We start from the raw sequence: 12,750 nt of genomic DNA, 5'->3' as shown, positions 1-12,750 counted from the left end.
ACACACGTTTGAACGCTTGAAGGGAGGATAATGTGATGGACAAAGTCATGTCCAACCGTCTCGTTGCTGCGTTGTACGTGCTTCCTGCACTGCTTCTGCTGCTGGTCTTGGTGTATATCCCGATCGTGCTCACCGGGTATTATGGGTTGATGCAATGGGACGGGATCGGTGCAATGACCTTTATTGGATTGGATAATTACGCCAGACTGCTTCAAGACGGGACATTCTGGCAGAGTGCGAACCATACTTTTTTGCTTGCTTTGTTCTCTGCGCTGAGTCTGATCGGTTATCTGATGATCGCTTTGGTGCTGTCAGGCAAGATCAAGGGGGCCAATCTGTTCCGCAAAATATATTTGATCCCGATGCTGCTGTCTTCGGTCGCGATCGCCCAGTTATGGCTGAAGATCTATCATCCCAGCAATGGTGTGCTAAACACCTTTCTGGAAGCGATCGGCTTCAGCAATCCGCCAGCTTGGCTGGCGGAGCCATCCCTGGTGTTGTATGCACTGTTCGTACCGATTCTATGGCAGTATGCAGGCTTCTATATTTTGATCTATTATGCGGCCCTCAAAAATATTCCGGAATCTCTGGTGGAAGCAGCCCGGATTGATGGGGCAAGTCCTTGGCAGATCGCTTTTCGAATCAAGCTGCCCCTTATTACAGAAGTCATCAAGGTGACTGTGGTACTGGCAGTGGTGGGCTCGCTCAAGTATTTTGACCTCATCTACGTGATGACCAATGGCGGACCGAATGGCTCCAGCGAAGTGATGGCCTCCTATATGTATCGTCAGGCGTTCCGTAGCTTCGACTTTGGTTACGGCAGTGCTGTAGGGTTCTTCTTGCTCTTGATCTGTCTGCTTGTTACCTGGCTGCTTCGTAAAGCGACAGCATCCAAAGATACGATCCAGTATTCCTGACGCTAGTTCGTGTCTGAAAACTCGCTGAAGTGCATCTTTTACCGCCTTTTCGCCCCCTGCTGCGTCACTTTCCCTTGACGTGCCCCGGCACGCCTGCGGAAAATTTCCTTGCTTGGAACGAAAATTCGGAAAAATCTGCCACCTTCGGAGTTTCCAGACACGCCCTAGTGAAATGAAAGGAGGTCCATCCGGTGAAGACGGATACGGCCGTTAGATTGCCAACTTATCCGGGGACAAGCCGAGGTTCGGCATGGTTAAGGAGATTCGGATATATTCTGCTGTATTTCCTCTTGTCCCTGGTAGCTTTGCTGCAAATTTTACCCTTGGTATGGCTGCTGTTGTTCTCGCTTAAAAATAATCAGGAAGTATTCGACATGGCGCCTTTTTCCCTTCCTGCTACTCCGCGTTGGGAAAACTATGTCAAGGTATGGACAGAGGGAAATATCAGCTTGTACTTCTTCAACAGTGTATGGATTACGGTGGTCTCGGTGGTGGTCACCGTGCTGTTTGCCAGTCTGGTGACCTTTGCCATTACACGTATGCGCTGGAAGGGTCGTTCGCTGGTGCTGGGGCTATTCATGGTAGGTCTGATGATCCCTGTACACTCCACGTTGATTCCGCTGTTCAGCTTGTTCCTGAAGCTTCATCTCACAGATCATCCTTTGTCAGTCATCCTGTCTTATATTGCCTTTAATATGCCAATTACCATTATGATTCTACTTGGATTCTACTACGCGCTTCCCCGGGAAGTGGAAGAAGCCGCAGTGATGGATGGCTGCTCCGTGCATCGGATTTTCTTTCGGATTGTGCTGCCGATGACGTCTTCGGTCATTTCCACAACGGCCATCATCAACATGATCTATAACTGGAATGAGTTCATCTTTGTTAATACGTTCATCAGTACAGATTCGTACAAGACCTTAACTGTTGGGGTACAGAACTTTATCGGTCAATATACAACAGATTGGGGAGCCATTGGTGCGACGCTAATGATTAGTATTTTGCCGATCCTGATTGCATTTCTCATCCTGAGTAATCGAATCGTGGAGGGAATTGCTGCGGGTTCTGTTAAAGGTTAAAAGGCCGAGGGTCTAAGGTCCTTCCATTACTTGCTTAAAAGCGAGTTGGGAGGGGCCTTTTTTGTCTTCTAAAACCTCAGGCAGGTGTACAGACACGGAGCTTGATGAAAACGCTGAAAATACCTATTTATGGAATTGTAAAAAACTTTCAACTATTTTCGCAAAACTACTGCATTTTCAAACTACCTGTGCTAACATACCCTAAGAATTAAAGCCCACATGGGAAAGGTGAGAAAATGACAGCAATATCCTCAACCAAAGAGTCCCTTCGTTCTGATGCCAAGGATCTGAATCTGATTCGACTTACATGGCCTATTTTCCTGGAACTCTTCTTATTTATGTTGATGGGGAGCGTGGATACGCTCATGCTCAGCTCGGTGTCCGATAATGCGGTCTCCGGCGTTGGAGCAGCCAATCAGATTATTTCTATCGCTATCCTTGTATTGGAAGTCATTGGACATGGTGCTGCGATTGTAGTGGCACAATATATCGGATCGAAAAAGTTAAGTGAAGCAGCACAGGTTACAGGTAATGCGATCACACTGAATCTTATCGTAGGTCTGGTCCTGAGCGGAATCTTCCTTCTGTTCGGAGGACATTTGTTATCACTCCTGAACATTCAAGGCGAAATTTATGATTTTGCCCGTTCGTATATAAATATCGTTGGTGGCGGTATCTTCCTTCAGGCGCTCATTAATGCGCTGGCTGCGACGATTCGTACACATGGTTATACCAAAGAAACGATGTATGTCGCTGTATTCATGAACGTGATTCACGTTGTTGGTAACTATGCATTGATCTTTGGACACTTCGGCCTTCCGAAGCTTGGAGTGGAAGGGGCAGCAATCTCTACGGTGGGAAGCCGGTTTATCTGCCTGCTGATCTTCTTCTGGTTGTTGTATCGTGTGAGCGAGGTGCGGGTGGATTTTGAATACTACATTAAGTTGTCCAAGAAATTCATTGGCAAAATTCTGCGGATTGGCATTCCGTCTGCGATGGAATCCATGGTATATCATTCCTGCCAGCTCGTGTTCACGCTGTATGTGACCTATCTGGGAGCAGAAGCTATGGCAACCAAGCAGTATGCGGGTAACATCTCCAGCTATATCTACTTGTTCAGCATGGCGATTGGTATGGGGACATCGATCATTGTAGGCCGGCTTGTGGGTGCGCGGCGCAAAGACGATGCATACAAACGTGTTTTTGACAGTGTAAAATGGGCCCTTCTGGCCACGGTTATCATTGATGTAATCATCATTTTTTTCCGCGTGCCGCTGATGAGCATCTTTACGGATAATCCCGAAATTATCAAGCTGGGGGCTCAAGTGATTCTGCTCAGCCTTTTGCTCGAAACCGGGCGTACCTGCAATATTGTGATCATTGGTTCCCTGCGTGCGGCAGGGGATGCAAAGTTCCCCGTATACATGGGTCTGATTTCCATGGTCTGCATGAGTCTGCCACTGGGGTACCTGCTCATATTCAAGCTTCATCTGGGGCTCGCGGGTGTGTGGCTTGCCATTGCGGCGGATGAGTGGACCCGCGCGGTAATTATGTACTTCCGTTGGAAGAGTAGAGCCTGGGAGAAACATGAATTGGTGGAGCATGATGACGAAGAGGTTGGTGCACAGCCGGTACCGGCTGTCTGACGAATAGATAGTAGATCAATGAAGTGGCTCACAGTAGCCACAGGGCAGCAGTTTCCCAGAAGAGTCAATTACGGAAAGGATTCCATCCGTGATTGGCTCTTTTTGCATCTCCGGCAGAGGTAAGGAGAAATAAAGATAGCAAAAATGATCAAAACGGCGATGACATCCTTCACGTATAGTAAGGATATGGAAGGGGGCTTTACCTCAGTTGAGCCGTTACCGTGCAATGATTCAGCAAAGTTTGTTCTATATTGAGACTCATCTGCATGAGCAGATCGGGCTGGAAGAAGTGGCATCCGAGGCGTTGTTGTCGCCGTATCACTACCATCGAATTTTCCGTAATGAGGTGGGCATGACCATCGTGGATTATATCCGCAATCGCCGGATGAGTCTGGCGTCCACGACTCTGCGATCGACGGATGCGGGCATTTTGGACATCGCTCTGGCATGTGGTTTTGAGAGTCAGGAAGCCTTCACCCGTGCATTTCGCAAATTATATGGCATGCCGCCGGGACGTTTTCGCAAATTGTTTGACTTGAAATTATTCGAAGGAAGAACCAGAGGAGGAGAATTACAGATGAATCAGACGTCAACAATTACAGGTTGGATGTTAACGGGAAGTCACCCGCAAAATTATGAGATGGGCATTGATCCGGCCGAAGTGCATCAGGGGAAAGCTTCAGGATATTTGAAGGCCGTTACGCCGATGGAGTCTAACGAGTTCGCAACAATGATGCAACAGTTCAGAGCGGACAAGTATGTAGGTAAGCGGATGAAATTATCGGGATTCGTGAAGACCGAGCGTGTGGATGCGTTCTGCGGATTATGGATGCGTGTGGATAATAACGTTCATGATGTACTTCAATTTGATAACATGCATGATCGGCCAATTACGGGTACGCAGCCATGGAATCAGTATAGTATTGTGCTTGATGTGCCGGAGGGCAGCGCGGTCATTTCATTCGGGGTTATTTTGAACGGTAAAGGAAAAGTGTGGGTCGACAGCTTCCGCTTCGAGGAGGTGGATCCGAACACACCGCTGACACATATGGAGACAGAGTACGAGATGTCGGACGAGCCGCTCAATCTGTTATTTGAGGAGTAAATGCAATATATGTGCAGATCCATTATCAAGCTGAGGCTATATGGGAATTATGATATAATGCTGGTGAGAATGGAGCTGATGCTGAGTGACGGAATTACTCGATCCACGAGTAGATTTTGTGTTCAAACGCATTTTTGGAAGTGAGCAAAACAAAGATGTTTTGTTAGCTTTTCTGAACAGCACGTTTATAGAGACCGGCGAATCTCCTCTTACGGAGATCACTGTGGTTAACACGTATACAGATAAGGATAGTCCAGAGGATAAACAATCCATTCTGGATATTAAAGCAAAGACGGTAGAAGGCAAACTAATTAACATTGAAATGCAGCTGTTTAACCCGTATAACATGGAGAAAAGGACGTTGTTTTATTGGAGTGAGATGTACTTTCATCAGATAAAAAAGGGTGAAAACTATAGTCTACTCAAAAAATGCGTGACTATTAATATACTCAACTACTCCTGTCTGGATAATGAGCGATATCACAATGTTTTTCATTTACGAGAAGATCATACAGGTATTGGTTTGACGGATGATATCGAAATACATGTGATGGAACTAACCAAATTGGATGAGTATTCTGTTCCGATGGAAAAAGGCGGACTCGTGAATTGGTTATTATTCCTGAAAGGAATAGATACATCAAACTGGGAGGTGCTGGCCATGAATGAACCGATGTTGAAAAAGGCGATGGATACGCTGGAATTTCTGAGTCAGGATGCGTCCACCAGAATGGCCTACGATGCTCGAATGAAAGCATTGAGTGACGAAAAATCGATGATTGAAGGCGCACGAGCTGAAGGTGCAGCCAAGGGTAAGTTGGAAGGCAAGAGAGAAATGGCCCGTGAATTACTTACACTTGGCGTAGATCTCTCTGCTATAGTTAAAGCATCTGGACTCTCCGAAGATGAAATTAAGAAGTTGTTGCCTAAACAGTAACATGAATTGAGAATCTATAGATTAAGGGCTGATCCAAACATGGGTTGGCTCTTTTTGTTGCCTTTAGGGTATAAAGAAAGTAGAGCCAAGTCCAAGCTGAGAAGATGCAAGTCTCTCATACAAATTGCAAACTCATCCATAGCTAATTCACACGGACCTTGCTAACATAGACCCATAAACTAACTCATGACATAGATAAAGAGGATGAATCCCATGAATAAAAAAGTGCTCGTGGTAGATGACGAATCAAGTATCGTCAGTGCCATTGCTTACGCGCTGCGGCGCGAAGGATATGAAGTAGATACTGCGAGTGACGGCGAAGAGGCCTTGGTTAAGGTCGCATCGTTTCACCCACAGGTCATGATTCTGGACGTGATGATGCCAAGGCTTGATGGATACGGGGTATGCCGGAGGCTGGAGGACCGCGAGGATATCGGCATTATTTTGCTGACCGTCAAAAATGATATCGTAGACAAAATCGTCGGCCTGGAAATGGGCGCCGATGATTACATGACCAAGCCATTCGAGATCCGTGAACTGCTTGCAAGGGTGAAAGCGCTCATGCGCCGTGTCGAGAAAAGCAGTCCACCACCGGATGATGCGAAGAATCAGGCCATCGTGAATGGCACACTGCTTATTCATGTTGCTCACCGCACGGTGACCGTAAATGAGGAGAAGCTGGATCTGACCCCAAAAGAGTTCGACCTGCTGACCATTCTCATGTCTAATCCTGAGCGTGTGTATACACGAGACGATCTGCTGGATCGGGTCTGGGGCATGGAGTATGCGGGTGGTACACGAACCGTAGACATTCACATCCAGCGTTTGCGCAAAAAAATCGGGGATACGGATCAGCAAAAATTGCAGACCGTATACGGGATTGGCTACAAAGCATCTGCACCTGAAACAGGCGGGGCCATATGAGAGTCAGCATCAAGCTGAAGTTCAGTGTTTTTCTGGCAGCCTTGCTTATCCTGACGGTGGTTGTGCTTAGTTCACTGGTCCTGCGCGGTATTGAACGCAATCAGCAGTCACAGATCGAAGGTATTTTATCGCAGCAGACACGGCTGGTGAATTTGAATGTGAGACAGGCCTACTACACCGAGTCCGTTCATCTCGAACAGGACGTTTTTTTACAGCGAAACGGTCACAGACTGGCACAGGAACTGGCCAACTCTACCGGATTGCCGATAGCTCTCTATGATATGAAGGGCCAACAAGTCGGTTCATCGATCAGCTCTGGGGAGAGTGCGATTGTTCAGGATACGCTCAACTATGCACTACAAAATAAAATTGCCTATCATGAACAAGGGGATACCTTGCTCTACGCCGCACCACTGGACGGTCCGGATGGACAGATGGGTGCTGTGTGGATGCAATATCCGGTCCAAAGCTATCATGAATTCTATACTCGCATCCTTCAATTGTTCATATGGGCAGGAATTACCGTTGTTGCGCTGAGCTTCATATTAGGTTATCTGTTCTACAATCGGTTTGCCGTTGCGATTACTCGGCTGAAAAAGTCCGCAGATTCCATTCGCGAAGGGAATTACATTACGGAGTCTCCTTTAAAGCGCAAGGATGAACTGGGCGAGCTGGGGCAGGGCATTTATTATATGAGTACATCCATCCAGCAAAATATCACGGCGATGCATGCGGAGCAGCAGAAGCTGCAACTGGCGATTGAGAAACTTCAGGCGCTGGAACAGCAGCAGAAACAATATATCGGTAACATCAGCCATGAGTTCAAGACACCGCTGACATCGATCAAAGCTTATGTGGAGCTGCTCGACATGTATAAGGATGATCCGCAACTGCTCGATGATGCCACAAGTAACATTGGCAAAGAAACAGAGCGGCTGTACGAGATGGTCGAGAAAGTACTACATTTATCTGCTCTGGAGAAGTATGACTTCGAGAACCAGGCTGAAGATGTAGAGGTCAGTGCTCTGCTGGAGGATGCCTGTGGCCGGATGCGGGGGAAAGCGGAGAAATTCGCGCTGAACATGAAACTGGATCTTGAACCGGCGGTGATCCGTAGCGATCGGGAGAGTCTAATGCATATTTTCATCAACATGCTGGATAATGCGATTAAATATAACGTTCCGGATGGTGTGATCCGGGTGAAGAGCGAACTACGGATGCAGGAGCGTCAAGCGATCATTCGCATCTATAACTCGGGTACGCCGATTCCGGCAGAGGCGCGGGAGAAGATTTTTGAACCCTTTTACACCGTGAACAAAGACAGAGCCAGAAAAACCGGCGGAACCGGACTGGGGCTATCTCTCGTGAAGCAGTTTGTTGAAAAACAGGGCGGTACAATCACCCTGCTGTCGGGCGATCCAGAAGATGGGGAAGGTGTGACGTTCCAGCTCATGTTCCCTTTGGCTGATTCAAGTTTACAAGTTCGAAACAAGTCTGAATAACTTTGGAAGTATGCGATGTGTATGCTTGGTCTATAGCAAGAGAAACCAGGGGGGACCATCATGAATTGGAAACAAGCAGCTTTGGGCACGTTCGGAGCCATTGCCCTGTTAACGACAGCGGCATGTGGGGGAACAACGGAGCCGGGGGGCAACGCACAAGGTGGGAAAACGGGCACCGACATCACAGTAAAAGATAATACCAACACGTCCGTGTACCAGAGCTTCAAACTGGAGAAAATTGATAAATTGCCGAATATGCGCGGGATTACATGGCTTAGTGATGATTGGATTGTATCCGACAAAGAGAACAAGTCCTTGAAACCCGTCACAGTTGAAGGTCAGGAAAGATACCCGCATAACTTATATATGTATGATCTGACCAAAGGCACAGACACGCCGCTCAAGGAAAGTGAAGCCAGTCTGGGCGCACCGCTGGTGTCACCGGATGGTCAGTACCTGTTCTACCGGGAGCCGGAGGAAAATACGGGTAAAGGCTACTTCTTGAACCTGCATAACGGGGAGACAACCCCTGCGGGTAAGGAGGATGGATTTATCCAAGAGGGCGCATGGCTGGATAATGAACATGTCGTTTTCCCAAATATGAAGGGTGATCTGATCTCGGCAAGTGTGGACGGTACAACAAAGGTACTGGTGGAAACAGGTAATTTCAATGTACGGAGTATCAAGGTGTCAGGCGATATGCTCTATTATATTACGGGCGAAGATGGCCAGTTGAATGCATACGATGCGAAGACGGGTGAAGTGAAACAGGTGCTGAAAAGTGTGGAGTGGGTCATTCCTTCTAATGATGGAACAAGGCTTGCGATTGTGAAAAGAACAGCGGATACCAAACGGGCGCTGGTGCTCACCGATCTGGAAGGCAATGAAAAAGCCACGCTCGCCAGAGGCACACAGATTTTCGGCACAAGCTGGTCCGGTGATGATTCCAAGATTGCGTATACGATCAATTCCGAGAATGATAATGAGAAAGGACTGTTCGTCTCCAACACGGAGTCGGCAGAACAGTTCCAGATCTCGGCGGATATGGACAACGCTTCTGACCCACTCGCCTGGAGCCCGGAAGGCAATAAGATTCTGTTATCACAGGCGATATTGGAGAATGAATCCTATCACTTTGTAACATCGATCATTACGATCTCCGAATAGGGTGAATGGTGCAGACAGATATGTTCCATATCTTTCATCCCTTTCTATACATTTATATTGACTAAGCTGTTCCGCTTCCGATAAACTAGAATGCAGGAATAAAAGTCGAATGTCAGGCAGCAGTTCGAGACGATGTTTCGAGCGGCTGTTTATTTTCTTTTTACAAGTAAGGGTGCAACGTAGTCGTCTTGCCGGATGACCGGCTAATAACAACATGGAATAGGAACAGGTGATATACATGTGTAACAGCGCGTACCGCGTGCTTTTATATTATAAGTTCGTGAAGATTGAAGACCCTGAGACGTTTACACAAGAGCATCTGCAGTACTGTAAGGACCTCGGTGTGAAAGGTCGTATTCTGATCGCATCCGAAGGCATTAACGGTACGGTATCCGGAACGCCTGAACAGACGGAACAGTACATGAAAGATATGCTGGCTAATCCGCTGTTCAGCGATATGGTGTTCAAGATTGATGATGTGGAAGAGCATGCGTTCAAAAAGATCTTTGTTCGTCACAAAGCAGAGCTGGTTACGTTCCGCGTGGACGAAGATCTTGATCCTAATGTGATTAGCGGCAAACGCCTCTCACCGAAAGAGTTCCATGAACATCTGCAACGTGATGATGTCATCGTTATCGATGGTCGCAATGATTACGAATACGAAATTGGTCACTTCCGCGGGGCCATTCGTCCAGATGTCGAGTCGTTCCGTGAGTTTCCGGAGTGGATCCGCGAGAACCTGGGTGACATGAAGGACAAAACGATTATTACCTACTGCACTGGTGGCATTCGCTGCGAGAAGCTGACCGGGTTCATGATCAATGAAGGATTCCAGGATGTGGCTCAATTGGACGGCGGTATTGTCACGTACGGTAAAGATCCGGAAGTACAAGGCCATCTGTTCGATGGTAAGTGTTACGTGTTTGACGAGCGGATCTCTGTACCGATTAACCGGACAGAAGAGGATATTGTCATTGCCAGCTGTTATCACTGTGGAACGACACATGACCGATATATTAATTGTCCAACCTGCAACCTACAGCATGTAAGCTGTGAGGATTGCGAAGAGACGCATAACCGCTTTTGCTCGGATGCCTGCCGGGAGGCAGCACCGGTACACGCATAAGCAGGAGAGCAGGTGCTGATCGTGAAGCGCGAAGAGGAACGAACGACGCGTGAACGGATTTTGTTCATGCTGAAGCAGCAAGGTACATTGACCGCGAGGGAAATGACAGCTGATCTGGGTCTGACCGGCATGGCCATTCGCCGTCATCTGACGGCACTGGAGCAGGACGGATGGATCGAGGTTCGGGAGGCCCGGGCTACGGCCGGACGTCCGTCCTCGGTGTACCAACTGACGGTGCGCGGGGACAGCTTTTTTCCAAAATCATATTCGTCCCTTACGCTGGAACTTCTTGAAGAATTGTCTGACTCTGCCGGTAGCGGTGTGGTGGATGCATTGTTCGAGAGTCGCCGGGACAAACTGCTTCGCAGCGGATTGCCACAGATGGAGGGCCAGGATCTGGCCGGACGGGTGGAGGAACTCGCGCGAATCCAGAATGCCAATGGATATATGGCGGATGCGTCCAGAGAAGAAGATGGAACCTACGTCATTACGGAAATGAACTGCCCGATTGTACAAGTCGCGAGTGTCTACAAGCAGGCTTGCCGCTGTGAACTGGAACTGTTTCGCTCGCTGCTTCAAGCTGAGGTGGAGCGTACCGAATGTTACGCCGATGGCGGCAAAAGGTGCAAGTATGAGATTCGCGAAGCGTCGGGGAATTAATAGGTTTATACACAAGAGATTGTTTCGATTCGTCGAAATAGTCTCTTTTTTTGATAGTGAATTACGTATAAACGCTATTTTCGTATGGCAATGCGTGTTATAATAGAGTTAACATCCAGTGTATGTTCGCATCCTTATATTTGCTGATACTTCAGCAGATATATTCTGTTCATTTTGCGCGTAGGAGTGAATAATAATGACAGAGTTGCTTGATCCCAAGAACGATTATGTGTTCAAACGAATCTTTGGAAGTGAAGAGAATAAGGATGTTCTTCTGGCTTTTCTGAATCATACCTTCAAAAATGCAGGTGAATCTTTACTGACCGAGATTGTGTTAATCAACCCTTATCTGGACAAGGATACACCGAGAGATAAACAGTCCATACTGGACATACGGGCCAAAACAGATCAAGGTGAGCTAATCAATGTTGAAATGCAGTTGTTTAATCAGTATGATTTGGAGAAGAGGACTTTGTTCTATTGGGGTAAACAATATTCCGGACAATTACTTGAAGGACAGAGATATAGTCAACTCAAAAAATGCGTAGCGATCAACATTGTTAATTTCAAAATGCTCGCTAATGATCAGTACCACAACGTATTTCATTTAAGAGAAGACCATACTGATATTCCGTTGACGGATGTTATAGAGATTCATTTTATGGAAATACCAAAGCTGAATGATGAAAATATTCAAATAAAGGATGGATTGGTGCGTTGGCTGTTATTTCTGAAAGGAATGACTAAATCAAGCTGGGAGGCGTTAATGATGCACGAACCCGAACCGGCTTTGAAAAAAGCCATGAGTGTATTGGAGTTTCTGAGCCAGGATGAGCAAGCACGTCAACGATATATCGACCGTCAGAAATTTCTATGGGACGAAGCTTCCATGATTGAGGGCGCACGAGAAGAGGGTCTCAAGAAAGGCATGGAGGAAGGAATTCAAAAAGGAATCGAAAAAGGGATCAAAGAGGGAATCAAAGAAGGAATCAAAGAAGGTGAAGCTGAGAGCAAGCGGAAAATCGCAATGAATATGCTCACTTTAGGTCTTGATCAGGCTACTATTATTAAAGCTACCGGGCTAACACCATCTGAATTAGAAGAACTGCAAAAAGAAAAGGAATAAAGCACTCTGGAGCTATCCATTGATCGATATAAGGTGACCATACCCAAAGTACATTGGGAGGGATGCCTCTTTTTTTTGAAAATTTTAAATATGAAAAATCTCATGATGAAGCAGTAACTATGTCACGGTGATCCCAACCCGGGTAACATACTCCTTCGAGATCATGATACCGTTATTATTGACTGGAACAATGCTTCTACCGGAAATCCGGAAGCCGACTTGGGGCCGAATACATCATTATGATTAGATGCGCCATACTGCCCCCGCATCTGCCACATGAAGCGACGATTGCTCTTGATGTTACCAGAGAGGCCAGCATTCGCCTCTTTATGGAGGAGTATGAGAAGTTGTCCGGTATTGGCTATGCAGATATCGAACCCTGGATTGCGCCTGTTGCGGCACGCAAATTGATCGCGGATGCCGTATCGGAAGCGGAGAAAACAATGCTTGTGGACGAGATTAGAAGAAGACTTCATACTCCATTTTCATGAGTAGGACCTTATTTTGCTGTACCCATGGCGACCATCTACAGAACAATGTGGGTGGTTTTTAAGTTTTATG

Annotated in this window: 13 protein-coding genes; all 13 read left to right on the top strand. The window is 47.0% G+C overall.

Annotated elements, in window-relative coordinates; genetic code table 11:
- The first annotated feature begins 35 nt into the window (after nt 1-35).
- The 13 genes from MKY44_RS27365 to MKY44_RS27310 all read left to right on the top strand — a co-directional run bounded on the left by MKY44_RS27365 (nt 36) and on the right by MKY44_RS27310 (nt 12,680).
- Nucleotides 36-917, top strand: a complete 882-nt coding sequence (locus tag MKY44_RS27365; RefSeq protein WP_341009447.1) for a carbohydrate ABC transporter permease — start codon at nt 36-38, stop codon at nt 915-917.
- A 215-nt stretch (nt 918-1,132) separates the two neighbouring features.
- The gene (locus MKY44_RS27360; protein WP_341009960.1) at nt 1,133-1,996 is read left to right on the top strand and encodes a carbohydrate ABC transporter permease; all 864 of its coding nucleotides are present in this window, start codon (nt 1,133-1,135) and stop codon (nt 1,994-1,996) included.
- 236 nt (nt 1,997-2,232) lie between these two features.
- On the top strand, nt 2,233-3,642 hold the full coding sequence (locus MKY44_RS27355) for an MATE family efflux transporter (RefSeq protein WP_036671595.1): 1,410 nt from the start codon (nt 2,233-2,235) through the stop codon (nt 3,640-3,642).
- Nucleotides 3,643-3,850: 208 nt separating this feature from the next.
- Complete coding sequence (locus MKY44_RS27350; RefSeq protein ID WP_341009446.1) at nt 3,851-4,747, top strand: helix-turn-helix transcriptional regulator; 897 nt, start codon at nt 3,851-3,853, stop codon at nt 4,745-4,747.
- Between the two features lie 85 nt (nt 4,748-4,832).
- On the top strand, nt 4,833-5,684 hold the full coding sequence (locus MKY44_RS27345; RefSeq protein WP_315938610.1) for an Rpn family recombination-promoting nuclease/putative transposase: 852 nt from the start codon (nt 4,833-4,835) through the stop codon (nt 5,682-5,684).
- Between the two features lie 213 nt (nt 5,685-5,897).
- Entirely contained in the window at nt 5,898-6,608 is a 711-nt protein-coding gene (locus MKY44_RS27340; RefSeq protein ID WP_341009444.1) for a response regulator transcription factor, read from the top strand.
- Nucleotides 6,605-8,110 carry a sensor histidine kinase gene (locus tag MKY44_RS27335; RefSeq protein ID WP_341009442.1) on the top strand — a complete coding sequence of 502 codons (1,506 nt, stop codon included), beginning with the start codon at nt 6,605-6,607 and terminating at the stop codon, nt 8,108-8,110. Before MKY44_RS27340 ends, MKY44_RS27335 begins: the two co-directional genes overlap by 4 nt.
- A 60-nt stretch (nt 8,111-8,170) precedes the next feature.
- Entirely contained in the window at nt 8,171-9,277 is a 1,107-nt protein-coding gene (locus MKY44_RS27330) for a hypothetical protein (protein ID WP_341009440.1), read from the top strand.
- A gap of 238 nt (nt 9,278-9,515) precedes the next feature.
- Nucleotides 9,516-10,403 carry an oxygen-dependent tRNA uridine(34) hydroxylase TrhO gene (gene trhO, locus MKY44_RS27325; protein ID WP_105600318.1) on the top strand — a complete coding sequence of 296 codons (888 nt, stop codon included), beginning with the start codon at nt 9,516-9,518 and terminating at the stop codon, nt 10,401-10,403.
- Nucleotides 10,404-10,415: 12 nt separating this feature from the next.
- Nucleotides 10,416-11,063 carry a helix-turn-helix transcriptional regulator gene (locus MKY44_RS27320; RefSeq protein WP_084174359.1) on the top strand — a complete coding sequence of 216 codons (648 nt, stop codon included), beginning with the start codon at nt 10,416-10,418 and terminating at the stop codon, nt 11,061-11,063.
- Between the two features lie 196 nt (nt 11,064-11,259).
- Nucleotides 11,260-12,189 (top strand): Rpn family recombination-promoting nuclease/putative transposase, encoded by a 930-nt coding sequence (locus tag MKY44_RS27315; RefSeq protein WP_076251818.1) that lies wholly within the window; start codon nt 11,260-11,262, stop codon nt 12,187-12,189.
- Nucleotides 12,190-12,336: 147 nt separating this feature from the next.
- A complete protein-coding gene (locus tag MKY44_RS31575) occupies nt 12,337-12,432 on the top strand; it encodes a hypothetical protein (protein ID WP_445670701.1) in 96 nt (31 codons plus the stop codon).
- Nucleotides 12,429-12,680, top strand: a complete 252-nt coding sequence (locus MKY44_RS27310; RefSeq protein ID WP_076251816.1) for a hypothetical protein — start codon at nt 12,429-12,431, stop codon at nt 12,678-12,680. The genes MKY44_RS31575 and MKY44_RS27310 overlap by 4 nt, the downstream gene beginning before the upstream one ends.
- The last annotated feature ends 70 nt before the right edge of the window (nt 12,681-12,750 follow it).

It is taken from the genome of Paenibacillus sp. FSL R7-0026 (assembly GCF_038004485.1).
GTDB lineage: Bacteria > Bacillota > Bacilli > Paenibacillales > Paenibacillaceae > Paenibacillus > Paenibacillus xylanexedens_A.
The sequence above is the reverse complement of the archived record's forward strand: the minus strand, read 5'-3'. Positions and strand labels throughout refer to the sequence as shown.

Excerpts from the sequence above, each read along its gene's own strand:
- trhO (WP_105600318.1), top strand. The coding sequence starts at position 9,516 with ATGTGTAACAGCGCGTACCGCGTGCTTTTATATTATAAGTTCGTGAAG.
- MKY44_RS27365 (WP_341009447.1), top strand. The coding sequence starts at position 36 with ATGGACAAAGTCATGTCCAACCGTCTCGTTGCTGCGTTGTACGTGCTT.
- MKY44_RS27355 (WP_036671595.1), top strand. The coding sequence starts at position 2,233 with ATGACAGCAATATCCTCAACCAAAGAGTCCCTTCGTTCTGATGCCAAG.
- MKY44_RS27340 (WP_341009444.1), top strand. The coding sequence starts at position 5,898 with ATGAATAAAAAAGTGCTCGTGGTAGATGACGAATCAAGTATCGTCAGT.
- MKY44_RS27315 (WP_076251818.1), top strand. The coding sequence starts at position 11,260 with ATGACAGAGTTGCTTGATCCCAAGAACGATTATGTGTTCAAACGAATC.
- MKY44_RS27310 (WP_076251816.1), top strand. The coding sequence starts at position 12,429 with ATGATTAGATGCGCCATACTGCCCCCGCATCTGCCACATGAAGCGACG.
- MKY44_RS27335 (WP_341009442.1), top strand. The coding sequence starts at position 6,605 with ATGAGAGTCAGCATCAAGCTGAAGTTCAGTGTTTTTCTGGCAGCCTTG.
- MKY44_RS27330 (WP_341009440.1), top strand. The coding sequence starts at position 8,171 with ATGAATTGGAAACAAGCAGCTTTGGGCACGTTCGGAGCCATTGCCCTG.